At 67.5% G+C, this 23,228-nt stretch carries 18 protein-coding genes; 9 read left to right on the top strand and 9 right to left on the bottom strand.

All coding sequences use genetic code 11. From position 1 onward, the window contains the following. The first annotated feature begins 150 nt into the window (after positions 1-150). Together E3O57_RS17960 and E3O57_RS17955 are read left to right on the top strand one after the other, a co-directional pair. Complete coding sequence (locus E3O57_RS17960) at positions 151-1,728, top strand: LuxR C-terminal-related transcriptional regulator (RefSeq protein WP_103480005.1); 1,578 nt, start codon at positions 151-153, stop codon at positions 1,726-1,728. Positions 1,729-2,329: 601 nt separating this feature from the next. Further along, positions 2,330-5,731, top strand: coding sequence for a VWA domain-containing protein (locus E3O57_RS17955; protein ID WP_165787999.1), 3,402 nt, complete (start codon positions 2,330-2,332; stop codon positions 5,729-5,731). A gap of 89 nt (positions 5,732-5,820) precedes the next feature. On the opposite strand, the gene E3O57_RS17950 is transcribed toward E3O57_RS17955, so the two are convergent. Further along, positions 5,821-6,081 (bottom strand): hypothetical protein, encoded by a 261-nt coding sequence (locus tag E3O57_RS17950; protein WP_103480003.1) that lies wholly within the window; start codon positions 6,079-6,081, stop codon positions 5,821-5,823. Between the two features lie 210 nt (positions 6,082-6,291). After that, positions 6,292-7,230: an AraC family transcriptional regulator gene (locus E3O57_RS17945; RefSeq protein WP_103460250.1), complete on the bottom strand. Its 939-nt coding sequence runs from the start codon at positions 7,228-7,230 to the stop codon at positions 6,292-6,294. Positions 7,231-7,339: 109 nt separating this feature from the next. Here E3O57_RS17945 and E3O57_RS17940 point away from each other — a divergent pair, with 109 nt between their 5' ends. The 3 genes from E3O57_RS17940 to E3O57_RS17930 all read left to right on the top strand — a co-directional run bounded on the left by E3O57_RS17940 (position 7,340) and on the right by E3O57_RS17930 (position 11,766). After that, positions 7,340-8,089 (top strand): SDR family oxidoreductase, encoded by a 750-nt coding sequence (locus tag E3O57_RS17940; protein WP_103460251.1) that lies wholly within the window; start codon positions 7,340-7,342, stop codon positions 8,087-8,089. 209 nt (positions 8,090-8,298) lie between these two features. Continuing rightward, positions 8,299-11,124: an esterase-like activity of phytase family protein gene (locus E3O57_RS17935; RefSeq protein ID WP_241990493.1), complete on the top strand. Its 2,826-nt coding sequence runs from the start codon at positions 8,299-8,301 to the stop codon at positions 11,122-11,124. A 108-nt stretch (positions 11,125-11,232) separates the two neighbouring features. Further along, positions 11,233-11,766 (top strand): NUDIX hydrolase, encoded by a 534-nt coding sequence (locus E3O57_RS17930; protein ID WP_103480002.1) that lies wholly within the window; start codon positions 11,233-11,235, stop codon positions 11,764-11,766. A 4-nt stretch (positions 11,767-11,770) separates the two neighbouring features. Here E3O57_RS17930 and E3O57_RS17925 read toward each other — a convergent pair whose 3' ends face one another. From E3O57_RS17925 to E3O57_RS17915, 3 genes are all read right to left on the bottom strand, one after another. Beyond that, complete coding sequence (locus tag E3O57_RS17925; RefSeq protein ID WP_103480001.1) at positions 11,771-13,063, bottom strand: GNAT family N-acetyltransferase; 1,293 nt, start codon at positions 13,061-13,063, stop codon at positions 11,771-11,773. Positions 13,064-13,108: 45 nt separating this feature from the next. Then, entirely contained in the window at positions 13,109-14,806 is a 1,698-nt protein-coding gene (locus E3O57_RS17920; RefSeq protein ID WP_103480000.1) for an HNH endonuclease signature motif containing protein, read from the bottom strand. A gap of 110 nt (positions 14,807-14,916) precedes the next feature. After that, on the bottom strand, positions 14,917-16,092 hold the full coding sequence (locus E3O57_RS17915; RefSeq protein ID WP_103460254.1) for an alcohol dehydrogenase catalytic domain-containing protein: 1,176 nt from the start codon (positions 16,090-16,092) through the stop codon (positions 14,917-14,919). Positions 16,093-16,351: 259 nt separating this feature from the next. Between E3O57_RS17915 and E3O57_RS17910 the strand changes: the two genes are divergently transcribed. Both E3O57_RS17910 and E3O57_RS17905 read left to right on the top strand, forming a co-directional pair. Next, entirely contained in the window at positions 16,352-16,714 is a 363-nt protein-coding gene (locus E3O57_RS17910; RefSeq protein ID WP_103460255.1) for a PadR family transcriptional regulator, read from the top strand. After that, positions 16,714-18,063, top strand: coding sequence for a permease prefix domain 1-containing protein (locus tag E3O57_RS17905; RefSeq protein WP_103480068.1), 1,350 nt, complete (start codon positions 16,714-16,716; stop codon positions 18,061-18,063). The genes E3O57_RS17910 and E3O57_RS17905 overlap by 1 nt, the downstream gene beginning before the upstream one ends. Positions 18,064-18,070: 7 nt before the next feature. Here E3O57_RS17905 and E3O57_RS17900 read toward each other — a convergent pair whose 3' ends face one another. Then, positions 18,071-18,784, bottom strand: a complete 714-nt coding sequence (locus tag E3O57_RS17900; RefSeq protein ID WP_103460256.1) for a TetR/AcrR family transcriptional regulator C-terminal domain-containing protein — start codon at positions 18,782-18,784, stop codon at positions 18,071-18,073. A 112-nt stretch (positions 18,785-18,896) separates the two neighbouring features. On the opposite strand from E3O57_RS17900, the gene E3O57_RS17895 reads away from it, so the two are divergent. Together E3O57_RS17895 and E3O57_RS17890 are read left to right on the top strand one after the other, a co-directional pair. Continuing rightward, entirely contained in the window at positions 18,897-19,616 is a 720-nt protein-coding gene (locus tag E3O57_RS17895; RefSeq protein WP_103479999.1) for a DUF4386 domain-containing protein, read from the top strand. Then, positions 19,613-20,593 carry an NAD(P)-dependent alcohol dehydrogenase gene (locus tag E3O57_RS17890; protein WP_103479998.1) on the top strand — a complete coding sequence of 327 codons (981 nt, stop codon included), beginning with the start codon at positions 19,613-19,615 and terminating at the stop codon, positions 20,591-20,593. The genes E3O57_RS17895 and E3O57_RS17890 overlap by 4 nt, the downstream gene beginning before the upstream one ends. Positions 20,594-20,628: 35 nt before the next feature. Here the strand turns inward: E3O57_RS17890 and E3O57_RS17885 are convergent, their stop codons facing one another. The 3 genes from E3O57_RS17885 to E3O57_RS17875 form a co-directional block, all read right to left on the bottom strand. Then, entirely contained in the window at positions 20,629-21,549 is a 921-nt protein-coding gene (locus E3O57_RS17885) for a 5'-3' exonuclease (protein WP_103460259.1), read from the bottom strand. Between the two features lie 74 nt (positions 21,550-21,623). Further along, complete coding sequence (locus E3O57_RS17880; protein WP_103460260.1) at positions 21,624-22,379, bottom strand: GAF and ANTAR domain-containing protein; 756 nt, start codon at positions 22,377-22,379, stop codon at positions 21,624-21,626. Between the two features lie 7 nt (positions 22,380-22,386). After that, entirely contained in the window at positions 22,387-23,052 is a 666-nt protein-coding gene (locus E3O57_RS17875; protein ID WP_134407901.1) for a GAF and ANTAR domain-containing protein, read from the bottom strand. Between the last annotated feature and the right edge of the window lie 176 nt (positions 23,053-23,228).

Here is a 23,228-nt window from a genome sequence, read left to right as displayed (position 1 = left end):
GTCCGTGGAGAATATAACTATGTATGGGTAACGCGTCGCCAACGCGATATTTGCTGTGTTCGCGGACCGCACGCCGGGGGGATGGGGACGCCGCAGACCCCGACTTCTGGGGGCCCAGGCGAACGAAAAACCCTCGTACAATGATTCGCTGTGGGGGATTCGTCGTTTGAAGAAGAGCTGCGTGCTGCGCTGAGCGAGCAGGCGTGGTCCGCCGCAATCGACTCACTCGAGACGCACTGGGTAGCTCTTACACAGACGAATCAGGCCCTCCTCCTGGAAGTGATTAATGCGCTCCCGGCCGAGGTCCTTGCCGATAACCCGCGGCTCGTTGCGGCGAAGACCTACGTGAACTACCTGCCGGTGAGCGGCGATCGCCGCCCGCTTCGGTTCCAGCATCGGGTGGCACCCGTTCCCCGTGGCCTGCTCGACATCCTCGTCGACCTCACGAGTCGGAGCGTGTCCTCACGGTTCCAGGGCAACATGGCCGAAGCGGTGGCTTTGGTGCGCGAGGCGCACGGGATGATCGCCGACGTCTCCGACGAAGCGATCGCATCCATCCGACCGGTGCTCCCTGACATTCGGCTGCAATGGGCGATCACTCTCGAACTGGGAGGCGAGCTGATCGATGCGAACCGTGCCTACGAACGCACCTTCGATGAAGCGTTGACCTTCGACAACGAGCGGATTGTCACGGAGGCGGCGGGTTCGTTGGCGCTCAACTACGCGCTCTCCGGCAACCGAGGCGTCGCTGAACAGTGGTTGAGTCGCCAGCCGGGAGCCGGGCGTGAGACTCGAGATGGTCCAGCGGAAGCGACGGCCGTTGACACTGTATTGACGGCGGGCGCACTCGCGCGCGCCCTTCTGGCCGTAAATGATCTTCGTTTCGAAGATGCGCAAGAGGCATTGGATGCCGCGCCATCGGCCGACATCGACCGGGAGTCTTGGGCGTTCAGGCTCTTTGTCGAATCCGCATTGGCCAGAGCCTCCGGTCAAACTCAGCAGCAGCTCGCCCGTGTCGGCGCGACACTGTCAACCCAGCCAGAGCGCCTGCGTTCGAGCGGCCTGAACGGGTGGCTGTCCACGATGGCGGTCGCCGAGTTGCAATTGGCGCTTGGCGATATCGGCTCGGCGACTCAGACGATGTCGCAACTCGACGGTGTCACCCTTCCCGCCGCGATCGATCCGGTGCGCCTCGTTCGTGCGTGGGCTGCTCTCCGGCAGGGAGACGCCCGGGGGGCTCTCGTGCTCGCAGCGCCGGGGCTGTCCCAGACGCTGATCAGTCCTCGCATCACCGTCGAACTGTTGGTGCTCGTCGCCGCGGCGAAGCTCGAGCTCGGCCAAATCGAGGAGGCACGCGGGCACTTCGCAGCGGCAATCGACCTCGTGGCCTCTGAAAAACTTGGCATCGTGCTGCTTCGCCTGACCGCTTCCGAACAAGCGACCCTGCTTTCCAAGCACCGGCCGGCGCTCGAACCGCGCATGCTCCGCGAACTCGACTCTCGAACAAGTGCGGTAACGGCACCTCCGGCCGTGCACCTGAGCGAGCGCGAACGAGTCGTGTTCCGCCACCTCGTGCAACGGCGAAGCGTCGCGGCGATCGCTGCCGCAGAGCACCTGTCACCCAACACGATCAAGACCCAGTTGAAATCGATCTATCGAAAACTCGACGTGAACGACCGGGACGGCGCCATCCGAGTCGCTACGACGGCACCCCACCTGCTCGCCTGACCACAAACCGTCAACCGCACCGAAGAAGGCAAGCGCAGCCAAGCCGAATCTCTTGGTTTTGGGCATCGACAGCGCCATGATTCCGAGCTCAGACGCTGGGGCGACGAGTCGATGAAGGCCACCCCGCCCGGTTCGCCAATGGCCGCTGTGCCGCTATCGGCGCCTGTTCTGGCCTGTGTCGAGATAATTGCCGCCTCATCAGCCAGATCGCAGATTCCGCGCCCCCAAAGGGGAGGTGTCCGGCCGCGATGCGCGCCACAGACCGCCTGCTGGGCGAAGGGTGAAGTGGCGGGTGATATTCGCAGATTCCGAGCTTGCGCGGGCGAGGGAGAGGCGAGCATTGGGCGGCAGTAACCCAGCTGCCAGGCATGGCCGTTCTCTGTATGTGCTGTGCCATCCGATCGACCATGGAGACCCCGATCACATGAGACGACTACGTCCTGATTCATCCGCACGACACAGAAATAGGCGACATGTCGCGCGCGGGGCGGTGGCGGCAACCCTCGCCTCGGTACTGGCAATCAGCGGTGCCTCGGCAGCATTCGCAGTACAGTCCGCAGTGCCTGCGGCCCCGAACCCGGCCATGGCGGCACAGTGCGAAGTGGATTTCGCCATCAGCCTGGACCTGTCCAACTCGGTAACCGACCCGCAGCTTCAGCAGGCACGTGAAGAGCTCGCCGAGCTCGCGAACGCGCTCGAGGGCTACCCGGTTCGCTTTGCGGTCACCAACTTCGCGTCGAACGCGCCGGCCACCAACGGTGGAGCCAACGCGCCGCTGCCGCTGACGTCTGTGGCCGACGCCGCCGGCGTCGACGCGATCGTGTCCTACGTCAACGGCCTGCAGCGTCCGGTTCCCGCCCAGGGCGGCACGAACTGGGACCGCGGTCTCGCAGCCATTGCCGGGTCGACCGAGACCTACGACGCGCTCTTCTTCCTCACCGACGGCAATCCCACCCAGTACGCTGACCCCGTCCAGGGCCCGGGAAACAGCACCAATCAGGCGACCATCGACGCTGCCGTCCGCAGCGCAAACGTGGTCAAGGGCGAGGGCACCCGGATCGTTCCAATTGGTGTGAACGACAACATCGCGGGCGGTCAGCTGGCGACGTTCCGCGAGCACATCACTCAGATCTCCGGACCGGTCGAGGGCGACGACTACCACCTCGCCGGATTCGCCGCGCTGGCGAGCACTCTCATCGGCATCGTGAACACGAACTGTGCGTCGATCGATCTGGAGAAGACCGGAACCCTCGTGGACGGCGCCACCGGCGCGGTTGGCGACACCGTGGACTATGACTTCACCGTCACCAACACGGGGACCGTTGCCCTCACCGACGTGACGCTGGCCGACCCGAAGCCTGGTCTGTCCTCCATCGAGTTCGGCATCTGGCCCGGCGCTCCGGGTGTTCTGGAGCCGACACAATCGGTGACCGCGACCGCGAGTTACACCCTTACAGAAGCCGATGTCACGGCCGGAGAAGTGTCGAATACTGCGACTACCTCGGGCATCCCACCGGCCGGAACGGCCGTGACCGATGAGGCTCCGGCCCTCGTCACTTTGCCTGAACTCACTCCGGGAATCTCCCTGGAGAAGACTGGTGTGCTGGCTGGCGACACGATCGCCTACTCGTTCACCGCGACGAACACCGGCAACGTGACGTTGACTGCGGTGTCGATCGCCGACGAGCTCGAGGGCCTGTCGCAGATTGCCTACGGCGCGTGGCCGGCCGCTTCGGGCGTTCTCGCCCCGGGCCAGTCGGTCACTGCCACCGCTTCGTATGCGATCACTCAGGCCGACCGTGATGCGGGCACCGTGGATAACGCCGCCACCACCACGGGAACGCCGCCGAGCGGTCCGCCCGTTTCTGACGAGGACGACTTCGACCAGCCCCTGGCTGGTGCACCTGCGCTGAGTCTGGTGAAGACCGGCGTGCTCGCTGGCGACACCATCGCCTACTCGTTCACTGCGACGAATACCGGCAATGTGACGTTGTCGGCGGTGACAATTGCGGATGAGCTCGATGGCCTGTCGGAGATTTCTTACGGCGTATGGCCGGCCGCTTCGGGCGTTCTTGCCCCGGGCCAGTCGGTGACCGCAACTGCTTCATACCTGGTGACCCAAGCCGACCGTGATGCGGGCACCGTGGACAACACCGCAACGACGACGGGAACACCGCCGAGCGGTCCATCCGTTTCTGACGAGGACGACTTCGACCAGCCCCTGGGAGCTGCCCCGGCAATCTCCTTGGTCAAGACCGGCGCGCTTGACGGCGACACCCTGGACTACGGGTTCATCGTCACCAACACCGGCGACGTCACCCTCAGCGGCGTCACGATCGTGGATGAGCTGAACGGCCTGTCGGAGATTACCTACGGTGAGTGGCCCGCTGCTGCAGGTGTGCTCGCTCCCGGACAGTCGGTGACTGCATCGGCATCCTATTCGGTGACGACCCCGGACCGCGATGCGGGTCTCATCAGCAACACCGCCACGACAACCGGAACACCGCCTCGTGGACCGGACGTTTCGGATGACGACGACTTCGACCAGCCCCTGGACTCGAACCCGGGAATCTCATTGGTGAAGATCGGCGCTCTCGACGGGGACTCCATCGAGTACTCGTTCACGGCCACGAACACGGGCCGTGTGACGTTGTCGTCGGTGTCGATCGCTGATGAGCTCGAGGGTCTGTCGGAGATTTCCTACGGTCAGTGGCCGTCCGTTGAGGGTGTTCTTGCCCCGGGTCAGTCGGTAACCGCGACCGCTTCGTACGCTGTGATGCAGGCTGACCGGGATGCGGGCAGCGTTGACAACACCGCCACCACCACGGGAACACCGCCGAGTGGTCCTCCTGTTTCTGATGAGGACGACTTCGACCAGCCCCTCAGCAGCGCTCCTGCGCTGAACCTGGTGAAGACCGGTGTGTTGAAGGGCGACACCATCGCCTACACGTTCACCGCGACGAACACCGGCAACGTGACGTTGACTGCGGTGTCGATCGCCGACGAGCTCGAGGGCCTGTCGGAGATTTCTTACGGTGCGTGGCCGGCCGCCGAGGGAGTTCTGGCTCCTGGCCAGCAGGTGACCACAACCGCAACGTACGCGGTGACGCAGGTGGATCGTGATGCCGGCACCGTGCACAACACGGCGACGACAATGGGCACCCCGCCCGGCGGCGGCACCGTCACAGACGAGGACGAGTTCGACCAGCCCCTCGGCGGGACTCCCTCGGTGTCGCTGGTGAAGACCGGCGTGCTCGACGGAAACACGATTACCTACACGTTCGTTGCGACGAACTCGGGCACCGTAACCCTGACCTCGGTATCCATCGAGGACGCCCTCGACGGGCTGTCGGACGTGTCGTACGGCGCCTGGCCGGCTGGCTCCGGTGTGCTTGCACCTGGACAGTCGGTGACGGCCACGGCCAGCTACACCCTGACGCAGGCAGACCTTGACGCCGGCATCGTGTCCAACACGGCCGACGTGACGGGCACGCCGCCGCATGGGCCGGTGGTCTCCGACAAGGACACGTTCGATCTGCTGCTCGTCGACGGCCCGGCGATCTCGTTGGTGAAGACCGGTGTGGTTCACGGTGACACGATCACCTTCACCTTCGTCGTGACCAATACGGGCAACGTGTCGCTGACATCCGTTTCGATCGCGGATGAACTGCGCGGCCTGTCGGCGATTAGATACGGTGCGTGGCCGAGCGCCCAGGGTGAGCTTGCTCCGGGTGCGTCCGTGATGGCGACCGCTACCTACGCCGTTACGGATGCGGACAAGTCGGCGGGCTTCGTGAGCAACGAGGCGAGCGTCACCGCGACGCCTCCCACGGGGCCGGAGATCACCGACCGTGACGACGTGAGAGTGAACCTGAAGTCGGTGGGTGCACTCGCGCACACCGGGGTGGACTCAGACCGTCTGCGCGGGGCTGCACTCTTCAGCCTGTTGACCATACTTGTCGGTGCCGCCGCCATGTTCATGGTGCGTCGCAAGCGCACCTGATCTGACGGCACAGAAGCGCCCCCGCAGCCAGCTCCCCAGCTGGCTGCGGGGGCGCCTCCGCGTGTGCTGCGGCGGAAGTGCGCGTGCGATCACCGTGCGCGAGCCGGCACCATGACTGAAGCCGTGACCCTCTGCGTGTACCTAAGTGCTGGAAGAGAGCGCGGCGATGTCCAGTCCAGGTCGGGCGCCGCCGAGAATGCGGTGACCCGCGCCGCGCCGCGCTGGGTGAAGACCGGCGGAACCAGCTCGAGAAGTTCCTTGGGGTCGGCGACCTCCACAGAGCCCACCGGCACATGGTCCAGCTGGAACTCGGCGCTGGTTTCCACCGTGCTCTGCTCCGTAGTGGCCACACCGCAACCGAATCGACCGTAGATCGACGCCTCCGACGCTGTGAGGGTGGCGATCGTGATGCCCTTGCCCTGTGGCCGGCTGGCCGGTTTGGTTTGTCCTAGGCTGCTGCTTCCGGATAACCGGGCTCGCCGGGGGCTGCCGGCTTGAACCGGCGGATCTCGTGACCTCCTGCGCGGAGCGAGTGCGCCTAGACCCGAACCTGACGCCCGCTACGTTGCGACAGAGACCTGCGGGGTGCGGGCGCGTGAACGATAGCTCAGCGGAGATTCACCGACGCGACGCTTGAAGGCGGTGCTGAACGCGCTTTCGGACGAATAGCCGACCTGAAGGGCGAGCGCACGAATCTGAGTGTCCGAGGTGCGGAGTTCACGCTGAGCCAGCAGCATCCGCCAGTTGATCAGGTACGACAGGGGTGGCGTGCCCGCAGCGTCGCGGAACCGCCCTGCGAAAGTGGTGCGAGACATGGACGCCGCGCGCGCCAGGTCCTCCAGGCTCCAGCTCTTGGCGGGTTGTTCGTGGATGAGCGCCAATGCCGGCCGAAGTCGTTCGTCGGTGAGCACCTTCAACCAGCCGGCTGGCATGTCGGGGTCGTGCAGGTATCCGCGGATGAGGTCGAGCAGGAGTAATTGGCCGTACTGGCGGATTGCGAAGTCGGACCCGACGCGGTCGGCCATGATTTCTTCGAATAATCGTTGGATGTGGCCGCGCAGCGCAGCGCCGACGGGGCTCGCCAGACCGACGTGCAGAACCGGCGGCAACGTGCGCAGGAGCAACTCCCGGCCGGTGGGGTTCAGGTCCACGCGCCCGCCGATGAGCACGTCCGCACCATCCGCATTTGCGTCTTCGGCAGACATCACGGAGCCCGCCGACGGCGGTCGCACCTGGATGGGTTCGCCGTCGCCGACCCCGCCCTCGAGCGCCAGCCACGATCGCCCGTTCAGGATCACGACATCGCCCGCGTTGAGCTCGAGGGGCGCGGGCAGGCCATCGGTCGTCAACCGCGCTCGGCCCCGAACCACCGCGATGAACTTGAGGTCGTCGTCGATGTTATTGCGGGTCTGCCAGCGGCCGCGCACGGCCGAACCACCCGACACCACGCTCCTCACCTCGATGAGATCGAGGATGTCAGAGAGCCGGTCGGTCGCCATATCCGAACTATAGGGCAAATAAACCGGACATCACGTTATTCCAAATCCAGCATCCGGTCGGCAGGCTGGGCTGTGCCGCACAAATCGTTTCGGCACTGAAGGAGTACCCATGACCGATCCCATGACCAACCCCATGATCACCCTCGTCACCGGCGGCAACAAAGGAATCGGGCGCGAAATCGCCGCCCAGCTCGCCCACCTCGGCCACACCGTGGTCATCGGCGCCCGGAGCCTTGAGCGAGGCGAAGCGACCGCTGCCCAGCTGCGTGCAACTGGCGGCGATGTCACCGCGGTTGCGCTTGACGTCACCGACCCGACATCGGTCCAGGCGGCAGCCGAGACCATCCAGAGCAGGTTCGGGCGCCTCGACGCCCTGATCAACAACGCCGGCATCAGCCACCGGCCCGGCGCGGATTTCGCCGGCCAGATGCCTCAAACCGCCGATCTCGACCATGTGCGCTACGTCTTCGAGACGAACGTGTTCGGTGTCATCACCGTCACCAGCGCGTTCCTGCCGCTGTTGCGCCGGTCATCAGCCCCTCGAATCGTCAACGTGTCCAGCAGCGCGGGCTCGCTGGCGGCGATTTCCGACTTCGCGAACACCGATCCCATCGCTCTTGGCTACGTACCCTCGAAGACCGCGCTGACCGCCGTCACCATGATGTATGCCAGGGCCCTCGTCGCCGAGCGCATCCTGGTCAATGCCGTCTGTCCGGGCTTCGTCGCGACCGACCTGAACAACCACCGCGGCGTACTCACCCCCGCCGAGGGCGCACGATCGGCCGTGCGCATGGCCACGATCGATGCGGACGGCCCCACCGGCACGTTCACCGACGTTCAGGGACCCGTCGCCTGGTAGCGTCCTTCGGGCCGAAGGCGGATCCGGGTGCGGCTGCCCGGGTTCGCATCCGCTTGCTCGAACCCGCCGCGCCGCGCCTGGTTTGCCTGCCGTACACGCCGTCGTCGCCTGCGAGACTCCCGCGGGTCATCCGTAGGTCGCCCGTCGCCACCAGGCTCGGTGAGCATCTGTGAATGAGTGCAGACCACGTTCGTGACCCAGGGGAAGCCATGCCGATTTCGAGACCAGCCCGCCGCGCCACCCTGATCGTGGGGGCCGCCCTCATGGCCAGCTGCGTGGTCGTCGCACCGGCGGTCGCTGCGGCGCCGGCCCCGACCTCCTCGGCGTTCCACCGCACCGCCACCTACCCCGTCTACCTCAACGCCCCCGCGGGAGCCGACGCGGCTGCCGCCACTGCCGCGGAGATCTCCGGCGTCACCGACGACGGCAATACCGTGATCTACACGGATGCCCCGGGCAAGCGGATCGGCTTCCTCGACATCACCGACGTGAACAACCCGGTCGGCACCGGCAGCATCTCCCTGGCTGACCTCGGCCACGCTGATGACCAGCCCACCTCCGTGGCCGTGTACGGCGACTACGTGCTCGTTGTCGTCGACGAGAGCGGCGGAGACTTCGTGTCGCCCTCCGGCCGGCTCGACGTGATCCGCATCAGCGACCGCAGCCTGGTCACCAGCATCGACCTGGGCGGCCAGCCCGACTCCATCGCCATCGGCGCCGACAAAAAATACGCGGCCATCGCGATCGAGAACCAGCGCGACGAGGAATTCACTCCCACTGCCGGTAAGAAGGGCGACCTGCCCCAGCTGCCCGCCGGGTTCGTGCAGGTCATCGACCTGAACACCGACCCCACCAGCTGGGTGACCACCCCGGTTCCGCTGGTTGCCGCCGACGGCGCCGCACTGGCCTCGTTCGTGGCCGCGGGCCTGGACTCGCCCACCGACCCCGAGCCCGAATACGTGACCATCAACAGCGCCAACCAGCTTGCGGTCACCCTGCAGGAGAACAACGGCATCGCACTCATCGACCTGCCCACCAGGGCGATCACCAAGGTCTTCAGTGCCGGCACTGCCACGGTCACCGGCATCGACACCAAGAAAGACAAGGTGATCAACCTCACCGGTCAGATCACGAATGTCCCGCGCGAGCCCGACTCGATCGCCTGGGTCGACGACACCCACCTGGCCACCGCCAACGAGGGTGACTGGAAGGGCGGCACCCGCGGCTGGACGATCTTCGACGCCAGCACGGGCGACGTCGCCTGGGACGCCGGCAACTCCTTCGAGCACCTCGCTGTGGCCAATGGTGTGTACGCCGACAGCCGCGCCGACAAGAAGGGCAGCGAGCCCGAGGGACTGATGGTCTCCACCATCGACGGCACCAGGTACGGCTTCGTCGCCTCCGAGCGCAGCAACTTCGTGGCTGTCTTTGACCTCTCCGACCCTGTGAAGCCGGTCTATCAGCAGATGGTGTTCGCCACCAACGGGCCAGAGGGCCTGCTCGCCGTGCCGAGCCGCAACCTGCTCGTCGCCTCAAGTGAGACCGACGATGCCGGCGTCGGCGTGCGCGCCTCGGTGGCCCTGTACCAGCTCGGCGTCGGCACGCTCGGTAACGCTTCGGCGGGCCAGCCGAGCATCGTCTCCGACGACGTCGACGGCCTGCCGATCGGCTGGCAGGCGCTCGGCGCGCTCAGCGCCAAGCCCGGCGACACCGCCCACATCTACACGGCGAGTGACTCCGCCGTCTCGCCGAGCACGATCTTCACGGTCGACGTGACCGCCGCGCCCGCGCGCATCGACGACAGCCTGGTGGTCACCGAGAACGGCAAGCCGGCCGTGCTCGACATCGAGGGCCTGCACGCGCGCGAACAGGGCGGTTTCTGGCTCGCCGCCGAGGGCGCCACCGGCCCTGGCAACGCGCTGTACCGAACGGATGCCGCCGGTGCGGTGCAGGAGAAGGTGTCGCTGCCCACGGAGATCTCCGACCACATCTCCAAATGGGGCTTCGAGGGCGTCACCGCGACCACCGACGCGGCCGGAAACGAACAGCTCTACGTTGCCGTGCAGCGTCCGCTCTGGGCAGACCCGGCCGACCCCACCACGACCGTGGACGGCGAGGGCGTCACCCGGATCGGTCGTTACGACGTAACCGAGCAGAGCTGGGCCTGGTTCGGCTACCAGCTGGAGGCAGCCGCCGGAGGCGGCGACTGGATGGGCCTGTCCGAGATCGTCGCGGTCGACGAGAACACCCTTGCCGTCATCGAGCGAGACAAACTCAACGGCCCTGCCGCCGCCGTGAAGCGCATCTACACCGTGACCGTTCCAGAGGCAGACCCGGCCGCAGGCACGCTGCCTATTCTGTCCAAAACGCTCGCCTACGACGTGCTGCCTGACCTTGCGGCCACCAACGGCTGGACCCAGGAGAAGCTCGAGGGCCTCACCGTCGGCGCCGACGGCAACGTCTACGCGGTCACCGACAACGACGGCCTCAAGGACGCCACCGGCGAAACGGTCTTCCTCAACCTCGGAACCGCGCCCGAGGTCTTCGGCCTCGTCACGCCAACACCGACGCCCACCGCCACCCCGGTTCCGACGGCGACGGCGACACCGACCCCGGCTCCGACCGACACCGCAACGCGTAAGCCATCCGTCGCTCTCGCAGACGCCGACCTGCGGGTGGTCGCGGGCAGCACCGTTGGCGTCTCCGGTCGCGACTTCACCGCTGACGCCGAGATCACTGTCGTGCTGCACTCGGCACCGGTGCGACTCGGTGCTGTCACGGCGGATGCTGCGGGCGCCTTCAGCAGAACCGTCACCATCCCGGCCAACACCGAAGCGGGCGTGCACCGCATCGTCGTGACGGCCGCAAACGGAGAGACCGCCGAGATCGCCTTCACCGTGGTGGCGGCCAAGAGCGCCACCGCGGCCCTGGCCAACACCGGGGTCAGCTCGCTGGCCCCCATGATCGGCGGCGCACTCGCGCTCCTGGCTGCCGGAGCCGGCACTCTGCTCATCCGCCGCCGCCAGCGGGCCTAAACCGCACCGGTTGCCGCGCGGCCAGATCGTCGAGGAGGTGCACCGATACGACGGGGCACCTCCTCTGCCTCGTTGTGGGTCGTGCGGGGAACCCGAGAGAATGGCCCCATGACTGAAGCCGTTTCAACCCGCGAGGTGTACCGCAACGCCTGGATGACAGTGCGCGAAGACATCGTGCGCCGCCCGGACGGGTCGCAGGGCATTTATGGCGTCATCGACAAGCCCGATTTTGCCATCGTGGTGCCGTATGTCGACGGCGGGTTCTGGCTGGTCGAGCAGTTCCGGTACACCGTCGGGCGGCGGGCCTGGGAGTTCCCGCAAGGCTCCTGGCCGGGTGAGAACGACGGCAGCCAGGAGGACCTGGCCCGCGCCGAGCTGCAGGAGGAGACCGGGATGCGCGCCGGCGAGGTGCGACACCTGGCGCACTTCTACAGCGCCTACGGGCACAGCAGCCAGGGCTGCGACCTGTATCTGGCCACCGAGCTGACCCCCGGCCCGCCGGAGCGGGAGATCACCGAGCAGGACATGGTGCACCGCTGGTTCAGCGAAGACGACTTCCGGCGCATGATCCGAACGGGCGACATCGTGGATGCGGCGACCATCGCGGCCTACACCTACGTGCTGCTTGACCGGCAGGCCTGACCCGCTAGAAGTGCGTCAGGCAGTGGGCGGGCCGCTCGACGGCGAAGAGCCTGGCGGCCAGGAACGCTGCACCCGACGTGTGTTCGCGCACCCTGTTCGCCGCCGCCAGCGACACGGGGTTCACCGCGCCCAGGTAGATCGAGGAGAGCGCGGCGATGTCCAGTTCCAGGTCGGGCGCCGAGGCTGATTCGGTGACCCGCGCCGTACCGCCCTGCACCTCCAGTGCGAAGGTGCCCGCCGTGAGACCCAAACCGTCGGTGACTCTCAGCACCACGGCGCCGTCGGTGGCGAAATGGCGCGCTTCGAGGGCCTGGCGCACATCGAGGATGCGCAACCAGAGCAGGTCCCGCGGGTTCGTCGCAGACACACATCGCGGATCAGTCAAGGCCCAAGTGAGCGGGTTGTCCGCCGGCGCCTCGTTCCAGGTGACGCGCTCCACCAGATCGATGGCCGCCAGATACTGCCAGAGCTCCAGGTAGCCCGCCGGGGTGGCGGCCACCAGATCCACAATCTCCATCGTCGCGGGCGTCTTGTCCCAGCCGCCGAATCGGTACGAGACATAGCCGTCGACCGAACCGTCGGGCGCGTAGTGCAGGGCCGCCTTCACCTTGGCATCGGGGCCGCCCTCGCGGCTCGACGCCCCGGCAGCCAGCTGGCGGTAGAACTCCTGACGTCCGATGGACCCCGGCTGTTCGCCGTGCAGCCGGGCGAAGACCTGTGGCGCCAGCTCGAGAAGGACCTTGGGGTCGGCGACCTCCACAGAGCCCACCGGCAGGTGGTCGAGCCGGAACTTGGCGCTGGTATCCACCGTGATGCTCTGCTCCGAAGTGGCCACACCGAAACCGAAACGGCCATAGATCGACGCCTCAGACGCGGTGAGGGCAGCGATCGCGATGCCGTTGCCCTTGGCCAGGGTGAGGTCTTCGGTCATCATGCGGCGGAGCAGCCCGCGACGACGGTGGGAGGTGCGCACTGTCACGCCGGTGATCAGATGCGCATCCAGCAACCTGCCGAACCCGATGTTGAGCGTGCTCGGCTGGGTACCGAACGTGGCCACCGGCACGTCGCTGCCCAGCGAGTGCGGGGCCGGCTGGCCGGTTTGGTAGGCGCCCGTGTAGACGGCGCCGTCCACACGGCTCCTGGCGATGGACTCCTGCACCCGCTCGTCGCTGCTGCGCTCCTCATGGAATCCGAACGAGACTGCGCTGTCCCAGGCTGTCGCTTCGGGGTATCCGGGCTCACCTGGGGCTGCCGGCTCAAACCGACGGATCTCGTAATCTGCATTGATCAAGGACATGGATCCGAGTCTAGGGATACCAGCCTTGGGCCACTCGGTGACCGCTTAGAACGGTGGGTTCTCGGGCACCGGTGGGGTCGGCTTCCGACTCGGTCGCTGCCGGGGCATCAGGTAACTCTCGTCGGCGGGCCGCTTCCGGGTTTTCGGCCCCACGACCGGTGGCCGGGGTCGGGGTGGTCCCATCGGGTTGGCCGGGTCGGTGCGGTAGCTGCGTTTGCCGGGCGAGGTCCAGTGCAGGATCCCGCCGGGTTCCTGCGTGACTCGCCACTGGCTGAGGTGTTTGAGCCGGTGGTGGGGTTCGCAGAGGTGGGCGAGGTTGTCGCAGTCGGTGTTGCCGCCACCGGCCCAGGGGTCGGTGTGGTCGACGTCGCTGGTCACCGCGGGTCGGGAGCAGCCCGGGAACTGGCAGGTTTCATCGCGCACCCGCAGGTATTTCTTCATGGCCTTGGTGTTCTTGTGCTGGGTCTTGCCCAGCGAGAGCACCACCCCGGTCTCCGGGTGGGTCAGCAGCCGGGTGAAGCTCGGTGCGTGCCCGGCGATCTCCCGCGCGACCTCCGGCGAGATCGGCCCGTACCCCTCGAGGGTGCCGGGTTCCTCGTCCAAGCCCAGCAGGGTCAGCACGGGCACGGTGACCATCACCGTGCCGCGGATGCCGGCGCCCATCCCGTCGGGCGTGATGCCGTCCAGGAGTAGGGCGGCGGTGATGTCGGCGCGGAGTTGGTCGAGGGTGCGGGTCGGGTGGTCCTCGGCAGGGTCCGGCGCGATGCCGAAGGCGGCGCCGTTGCTGCCGGCGTCATCCGTTTTCGGTGCGGGGTCGCCGAGGTGCGTGAGCTTCACGGCCATGCCGTTGATGCGGTCGTAGGCGGCCTTGGTGTCGTGGGCGGTGCCGTACCAGTGCAACCAGCCCATCCCGTCCGGGGCGGCCTCCCACCGGCTGTGCCGCTCGGTCAAGGCGTTCGTGCTGCGGGCCACGATCGACTCCGGGTGCAGCCGCTCCCGCAACCGGCGGGCCTTGTCGCTGAACCGGGACACCGGCAGGCGCTTGGCCTCCGGCAGCACCTTCTCTTCGAACGCCGCCTGGTCCTCCATCGGCAGGGTGCGCATCTGATCGACGAGCACGGTGGCGTGCCGGTAGCTGATCTCTCCGGCGGAGAGGGCCTCGAAGGTCGCCGGGGCGGCCATGAGCCAGAGGGACTGATCCATCAGGTGCTCCACGGTGCGCTCGGACAGGCGCAGCAGGCAGGCGGTCTCACTGACAATCGTGCGGCGGGCCACATCCCGGTCGTCCCACCGGTTGTAGGCGGCGGCGCGGGCCTGGTCCTCGGTCAGGGTGGCCGCGTTCACGTCGGCCAACCGGATGCTCTCCGGGTTGCCGTGCAGGCGGGAGGAGACCTGCGGGTCCTCACTCCAGCCCTGCAGGGCGACGAGTAACTCGGCCTGCCGGGCCTGCGCGATCGCGATGGCGCGGGCCTCGACCGCGATCAGCTCGGTGCGGCGGGCCAGCTCCGAGCAGACCAACTCGTCCAGCGCCAGATTGGGGACGTACGGCTCGAAAGCGGCGGGTTCGACTCCGGCGGGCTCGGCTGCGGCAGGTTCGGTCGCGGTGGATTCGGGCGAGCTGGTTTCCGTCGACCCGGGTTCGGTGGGGTCGACAGGGGAGGGGGTGGAGCCAGGTGGAGCGGACCCCGGAGAGTGGTGGTCATCATCCGGAGCGGGCGGTACTGCCTGGTCGGGGTTACTCATGATGAGATCGTCTCACCTACCACCGACACTGCCGAAGGCTCCGCGAGCTGTGAGAAAAGCCCCAGAAATCTCGAGATTCTGGGGCTTGACTCCCAGTTCGCGAGAGGGCGTCAGGGGGTCAAAACGACCTTGATGCACCCGTCGTCCTTGGCGCTGAAGGTCTCGTACATCTCCGGGGCGCGATCCAGCGGCACCCGGTGGGTGACGAGGTCCATCACGCCGAGCGGGTCGGTGGGGTCCTCCACCAAGGGCAGCAGATCGCCGACCCAGCGCTGCACGTTGCACTGGCCCATCCGCAGCTGGATCTGCTTGTCGAACATGTTCATCAGCGGCATCGGGTCGGCCACACCGGAGTACACGCCGCTCACCGAGACCGTGCCGCCGCGGCGCACGAGGTCCAGCGCCATGTGCAGCGCGGCCAGGCGGTCAACACCCACCGTGGTGAAGACCTTCTTGGCCACCGCATCCGGCAGCAGCCCTGCGGCGTACTGGGTGAACGCGGCGGCGGGGTTGCCGTGCGCCTCCATTCCCACGGCGTCAACGACGGAGTCCGGGCCGCGACCGTCGGTCGTCGCCCGCAGCATCGCGACGATGTCGTCGTCGAGGTCGAACACCTCCACACCGTGCCGGGCGGCCATCTCGCGGCGCTCCGGCACCGGGTCCACACCGAGCACCCGGAAGCCCAGGTGGCGTCCGATGCGGCTGGCGAACTGGCCCACGGGGCCCAGGCCGATCACGGCGAGGGTGCCGCCGGCGGGCACATCCGCGTACTGCACGCCCTGCCAGGCGGTGGGCAGGATGTCGCTGAGGAACAGGTAGCGCTCGTCGGGCAGGTCCGCGCCGACCTTGACCGCGTTGAAGTCCGCGAACGGAACCCGCAGGCGCTCGGCCTGGCCGCCGGGAACCGATCCGTAGAGCTCGCTGAAGCCGTAGAGGCTGGCGCCGGTGCCGGAGTCGCGGTTCTGGGTGGTCTCACACTGGGTGGTGAGGCCCTGGTTGCACATGAAGCAGTCACCGCAGGCGATGACGAACGGGATGACGACCCGATCGCCCACCGAGAGGGTGGTTACCGCGGCGCCGACCTGCTCCACGATGCCCATGTTCTCGTGGCCGAGAACGTCGTTCTTGGCCAGGAACGGCCCCATCACGTTGTACAGGTGCAGGTCTGAACCGCAGATGGCCGCTGACGTGATGCGGATGACCACATCCGTGGGCTTTTCGATGACGGGATCGGGGACCTCGATGACCTCTACCTTTTTGGTGTTCTGCCAGGTGAGTGCTTTCACGGTGTCCTCTTCTTTGTACGATCGGGCCGCGGTTGCGGTGCCGCCCGGGTGGGGCGAATCTCACCAGCCTTGTTCAGGCAGAGGAGAAACTCAAGGAAGCTGGACGTATCTCCAGGCTTGGCGCCGAGGCGTGACGAATCGGGAAATTCCCCGTCGCACCAACGGGTGTGCGCGGCCGCAGCCGGGCAGAGGTCGCTTCCATCCCTATACCTAGAACTGCTAGGGTTCATGCATTGCAGCTCTAGGTATAGGAGGCGCCATGCGCATCGAGAAAGACCTGGTCGCCGCCGCGGCCACCCCGCTGGTGCTGGGGATTCTGATGGACGGCGACCTCTACGGTTACGCCATCCTCAAGCGGGTGAGCGATCTCAGCGGCGGCAGCATGCAGTGGACCGACGGGATGCTCTACCCGTTGCTGCACCGCCTCGAACGGCTCGGCTACGTGACCTCGCTCTGGGGCACCTCCGACGCGGGCCGCCGGCGCAAGCACTACGCCATCACCGACCTCGGCCGGGAACAACTGGCCGAGCGGCAGGAGCAGTGGACCGTCGTGGCGGATGCCCTCCGCCAGGTCTGGCAGGACCGGCCCCGGCCGACGGCCGTGACGGAAGGGTGGGCCTGATGAACCTCGACGCCGACCTGGAAGCCCAGATCGATAGCTGGCGCGGCTACGTGCAGCGACGCCAGGCCATCGCCACCGCCGACGTGGAGGAGCTGGAAGATCACCTGCGCGAGCAGATCGAAGACCTGCTGGCCACCGGGCTCGACCACGACGAGGCCTTCCTCGTGGCGATCAAGCGGCTGGGCAACCTCGACGCCGTGTCCCGCGAATTCGCCAGGGAACACTCCGACAGGCTCTGGAAACAACTCGTGCTCCTGCCCGACGCCGCCGGCGACAGCCGCGCGCCGGCCTGGCGGGAACTTGCCGTGGTGGTCGGTTTCGCCCTCGGCGCGGGCCTGGCCGTCAAGGCCGGCCTCACCTGGTCCGACGGCGGCACGGGCCTGGTCCGAAACCTCGGCCTGCTGGTGTTCCCGTTCCTCGCCGCCTACTTCGGCTGGAAGCGTCGGCTCACCGTGCCCGTCGCGGCAACCCTCGTCGTCTCGTTCGCCGCCCTCGCGGTGCTGCTCAACGTCTACCCGTTTGCCGCCGGCGGCTCCACCGAGTTGCTCGCCGCGCTGCACGCCCCGGTGCTGCTCTGGATGCTGGTCGGGATCGCCTACGTCGGCGGCCGCTGGCGCTCCGACGCCCGACGGATGGACTTCGTGCGGTTCACTGGCGAGCTCGCGATCTACTACACGCTGCTCGCCCTCGGCGGAGCCGTGCTCATCGGGCTCACCGTCGCGGTGCTGTCCGCCGTGCGCGTCGATCCCGGCCCGGTGCTGACCGGCTGGATCCTGCCGCTCACGATACCCGGCGCCCTCGTCGTGGCCGCCTGGCTGGTCGAGGCCAAGCAGAACGTGGTCGAGAACATCGCCCCGGTGCTCACCCGGGTGTTCACCCCGCTGACGATCATCATGCTCCTGGCCGTGCTCGCGGTGCTGGCCACCGCCGGCGGGCTGGGCACCGTCGACCGCTACCTGCTCATCCTGATGAACGCCATCCTGGTGCTCGTGCTCAGCCTGCTGCTCTACTCGATCTCCGCCCGCGATTCCCTCGCCCGGCCCGGCGTCTTCGACGTGCTCCAGCTGGTGCTGGTGATCGTGGCCCTGGCTGTCGACGCCGTGATGCTCACCGCGATGCTCACGCGCATTACCGAGTTCGGCTTCAGCCCCAACAAGATCGCCGCGCTCGGCCTCAACCTGCTGCTCCTCGTGCACCTGGTGCGTGCGGCCTGGCTCGCCATCGGGTTCCTGCGCGGGCGACACCCGTTCGCGGCGCTCGAACACTGGCAGACCCGGTACCTGCCCATCTACGGGCTCTGGGCGCTCGTCGTGGTCGCGGTCTTCCCGCTGGTCTTCGGCTTCGCCTGATTCCGCGTTAGGCGGTGCGGGTGACCGGGCTGGATGACCAGCCGGAGACATGGAGGCGCTCGAAGCCGTCCAGGAGCAGGTCGAGGGCGAATTCGAACTCGAACCTGTCGTCACAGCCGTGCGCCACGACCGAATCGTCGTGGGCCGCCGCAGTGCTGATCTGCAGGATGTGGGGATACCGCTCCGCCATCGCCTGCATTCGGGCAGCCTGCACGGCGGGGTCGACGGGTGGCCGGGCCGGGTCGGCGGATGCGTCGAAGAGCTCCTGGGTGAACCCCCACATGCGGCTGCCCAGGGCGTGCATCACGTGGTGGGTGAGGTCCGCCGAGAACCCGCCGGCCAGGAACATCCCGATCGTCGACTCCAGGTAGTCCAGCACCGCCGGGGTGTGTGTGGTGCGCGACTCGAGCACCGACCGGGCCCATGGATGCCGTAACAACATCTGGCGGGCCGAGAGCACCCGCAGTCGCACCGCGGCCTTCCACTCGGTGTCCGGGGCCGGCGGGTCGATCTCGGCGACGATCACCTCGACCATGCCGTCGAGCAGCTCGTCCTTGTTCGCCACGTGCTTGTACAGAGCCATCGGCACAACGCCGAGCTCCTCGGCCAGCCGGCGCATGCTCAGCGCCTCGATGCCGGCCTGATCGGCCAGCCCGACGGCGGCCTGCAGCACCCGATCACGGTTGAGGCGCACCCGCGGGACCACCAGAACTTGAGCCATGTGAGCTCCCTATGAACGAGATCAGTCCTGCCCATTGACAGGAGTACAGCGTACACCTTAGAGTCGCTGCATCCGAGTGTACGCCGTACACCTCAACCGTGAAGGAGCTCTCATGTCTCCCATCCGCCGAACCGCAATTCTCGCCGGTGTACTCTTTCTCCTCACCGAAGTCGGCGCGATCGTCGGTCGTCTGCTCTATGCCCCGGTGCTCAACACGCCCGGTTATGTCCTCGGTACCGGCCGCGACCCGATGGTGGCCGTCGGCGTGCTGTTCGAGGTCGTGCTGGTGATCGCCGTGGTCGGCACCGGGGTGGTCCTTTATCCGGTGCTCCGCCGCCAGAGTCCGACGCTGGCGCTGGCCTACGCTGCCGCGCGCATCCTCGAGGCCGCGATCATCCTGGTGGGCACCCTCAGCCTGCTCACGGTGCTGATGCTGCGGCAGCAGCCGCCCAGTGTCGATGCCAGCGCGCTCGAGGCCGTCGCCGCCGCGTTGCTGGCCCTGCAAGACGGCACCCTGCTGTTCGGTCCGGGCTTCGCGCTCGGCATCGGCTCGATCCTGCTGGCCTCCCTGATATTCACCTCCCGCCTCGTGCCTCGCGCCATCGCGGTACTCGGCCTGGTGGGCGGGGCCATCATCACCATCTCGACGGTGCTGGTGATCTTCGGCCTATACGGCCAGTTCTCCCCGAGCGGGCTGCTCGTTGCGCTGCCCGTGTTCGCTTGGGAGGTGTCGCTCGCACTCTGGCTGATCCTCAAGGGCTTCAACACCGCCGCCGTCGAGCGGATGCCGCAGCGCCGAGTCGGCGCCGACCCGGTTGGGGTGACCTCGTGAGGGCCGCGGTCTACCGGCGGTTCGGCCCCGCCGACGTTGTCTCGGTTGAGGAGATCCCCACCCCGGCGCCCGGGCCCCAGGAGGTGCTCATCCGGGTGCTCGCCAGCACCGTGAGCGCCGCCGACCACCGGGCCCGCTCCCACGACGTGCCGAAGGGACTCGGCCTCCTGGCCGGGGCCGGCCTGGGGTTCTTCAGGCCCCGCCGGCGGGTGCTCGGCATGGACGCCGCCGGGGTCGTCGCAGCGGTGGGGGAGAAGGTCACCAGGTTCGCGCCCGGCGACGAGGTCATCGCCATGCTCGGCGCGAAGTTCGGCGGCCACGCCGAGTATGCCCGGATCGGGCAGGACGGACCGATCACGGCCAAGCCGGCCGGCCTGGGCTTCGACGAATCCGTCGCCCTCGTCTTCGGCGGCATCACCGCGCGGGTCTTCCTGAACCGCGCCGACATCCAGCCGGGCGCGCGGGTGCTGGTCAACGGGGCATCCGGAGCCGTCGGCACCGCGGCCGTGCAACTGGCCAAGAACCTCGGTGCGCACGTGACCGCGGTCTGCGCGGCGCGGAACGCCGCCCTGGTCACCGACCTGGGCGCCGACAGGGTGATCGACTACCAGAGCTCGGACTTCACGACCGGATCCGACACCTACGACGTGATCATGGACTGCGTCGGCAATGCGTCTTTCGACAGGGTGCAGCGGCTGATCACCCCCGGCGGAGCCCTGTTGGCCGTCATCACCGACCTCACCGGTCTCCTGCGCGCGAGGTCCCGCACTCGCAGGAGCGGCAAGCTGGTCAGCGCCAGCGGCGTCGACTACCGGGCCGAGGACCTTCGGTTTCTCGTGGGCCTCGCGGAGCAGGGCGAACTGCGACCGGTCATCGACCGCAGTTACGACCTTGACGAGATCGTGGCCGCGCACCGCTTCGTCGACGCCGGCCACAAGCGGGGCAGTGTTGTGCTGCGCATCGCCGGATCAGGCTAGACCGGCCTCAGGCCAACGCGCTCGGGCCAACGCGCTCAGACCAATGCGGCCAGGGCCTCGCGGGCGCGTTGCATCGACGAACTGAGCCCCCACCTGGCCGACAACTGCTCCAGCTCGGCATTCTGCTCGGGTGTGCTGGGGCGGATGCGGGCGTCGAAGTCCGGCAGGTCCAGGTCACGCACGACGTTCACCACGGTCGGGGCCACCGTGAGGTAGTCCGCGGCGGCGAGGATCTTGGCGCGCACGGAGGCGCCCAGCTTCACATCGGGGTCGGCCGCCGCCGCCACGATCCCGTCGAGGTCGCCGTACTCGGCCAGCAGCGTGGCCGCGGTCTTCTCGCCCACCCCGGCCACGCCGGGAAGGCCGTCGGAGGCGTCGCCGCGCATGGCGGCGAAGTCGGCGTACTGCGCCGGGGTGACGCCGGTCTTGGTCGTCAGCGTCGCGTCGGTCAGAAGCTCCAGCCGGGCCATGCCGCGGCCGGTGTAGATCACCCGAACGTCGCGGGTGTCGTCGACGAGCTGGAAGAGGTCCCGGTCGCCCGTGATGATGTCCACCGGGATCGACGAGTGCGAGGCGAGGGTGCCGATCACATCGTCGGCCTCGTGCTGGGCGGCGCCGATGATCGGGATGCCGAGCGCGGTGAGCACCTCGCGGATGATCGGCACCTGCGGGGTGAGCAGGTCGGGCACAACCTCGATTGCGGGGTCGGCAGCCACCGAGGGCTCGGCGGCGACCCGATGGGTCTTGTAGGTGGGGATGAGATCGACCCGCCACTGCGGCCGCCAGTCGTCGTCCCAGCAGGCCACGATCTCGGTGGGCTGGAACTCGGTGGCGAGTCGGGCGATCATGTCGAGCAGCCCGCGCACGGCGTTCACCGGTTCACCGGTGGGTGCGCGCATCGAGTCCGGCACGCCGTAGAACGCGCGGAAATACAGGGAGGCGGTGTCAAGGAGCATCCGGCGCTCGGGTTGAGTGGTCACGGCCGCATCTTGCCACACCTGAGGAACCGGCGCAGTGGCCGGCCGCGCCGCTAGCGCGCCTGGGCCACCAGTGCCTCGGCGGAGATGCTGCGGTTCACCACACCGGCCGCCGCAGCGCGCAGGGTGACCGCGTGCGTGCGGGCGTAGTCGCGGAGGGCGTCGAAGGCCTCGCTCATGGTGCAGGAGCGCACCTCGGCGAGAACCCCCTTCGCCTGCTCCACCAGAATCCGGGTGTCCAGAGCGAGGTGGAGCTGCGCGGCCACGACCTCGGGCTGCCGGAAACTGCGCTCGTGCAGGATGCCGACTGTCGCGACATCCGCCAGGGCCTGGGCGAGCTGGGCGTCGCGGTCGCTGAGCGCGCCGGCCTCCGTGCTGAGCAGGTTCATCGCGCCGATGACCTCGCCGTGCAGCCGGAGTGGGGTGGCGTGGGCCGCCCGAAAGCCCTGGTCGAGGGCGGTGCGGCGGAACCGCGGCCAGTCGCGGGGGTCGGTTTCGATGTCGGGAACGCTCACCACCGCCCCGGTCTGGTAGCAGTCGATGCATGGGCCGGCGCCGGCGGCGACGATCATGACCTCGACGATTTCAGCCTCTTCGCTGGTCGAGGCGACCAGTTCGAGCATCCCCGTGCCATCGGCCAGGAGGATGCCGCCTGCCTGTACGTCGAGAAGCTGGGTGCAGGTGTAGACGAGGGTGGACAGCAGATCGACGATGTCGTAGTCGGCGACCAGGCTGCCGGCCACGCGCACAAACGCGTCGTTGATTCTTTCTTCACGGGTGTTGTCAGCCGCGTGGTCTATGGCGTGCATGTCATACCTACTCTGGGAGCTCTGCGAAATTGAGGCGCCGGCTGACGACGGCGTGGGCAATCTCTTGGACGGTATATCCGCTAGAAAAAGCGTAGGCCCGGATTCGTGAGAAAGCATCCGTTGCGTTGATATCCAGCTGGCCGAGAACCATCCCGGTGGCCTGGTGGATCTCCCGCCGGGATTCGATCGGTGCCTCATCGTCGGATGATTCGTGTTCGGCGAGGACTATCGCACGGCGGAAGGCGGGCCCGGCGATGGCGCGACACAGGGAGGTGCCCAGTGCGGCGGCCTGGTCATCGAGGGCCCCGGGGGTGGTGCGGTAACAGGTGACAGTGCCGGTGCAGGCCGCTCCCAGCATGAGGGGAAAGGTGAAGACGGCGCCCACGGTCAGCTCGGCAGCGCTCCGCAGGAATGCCGGCCACCGGTCGGTCAGCGCGAGGTCGGGAACCGATATGAGCGATGCGGTCCGAAACGCATCGAACTGGGGACCTTCACCCAGATCGAATTGCATTTCCTCCAACCGGGCGGCCGTGGGGTCGGTGGCGTGGATCAGTGAGGCGCGGCGGTCCTGATCCATCACCGAAATGGCCGCACCCGTGATCGGCAGGAGTTCCAGGAACGGGGAAGCCAACTGCCCGCCCGTCATTCGGGGTGTCCCCGAGACTTCACTCATCAGCACCGCCAGCCGTGTCCATAGTGTCAAAAGGGCACGTGTCATCGAAACGAGTCCGAACCTAAGGTCAACGTTAGTCCTGTCTGGCCCGGCTCGACCAGTCCGAACCGGCTGCGATCCCGGATGCCCGGCGGTACTCTCGTGAGTCCCGACCCACGGCGGCCGATGCTGCCGCT

The sequence above is a fragment of the Cryobacterium sp. TMN-39-2 genome (assembly GCF_004402745.1).
GTDB lineage: Bacteria > Actinomycetota > Actinomycetes > Actinomycetales > Microbacteriaceae > Cryobacterium > Cryobacterium zongtaii.
This window is presented reverse-complemented; position numbering and strand designations above follow the sequence as displayed.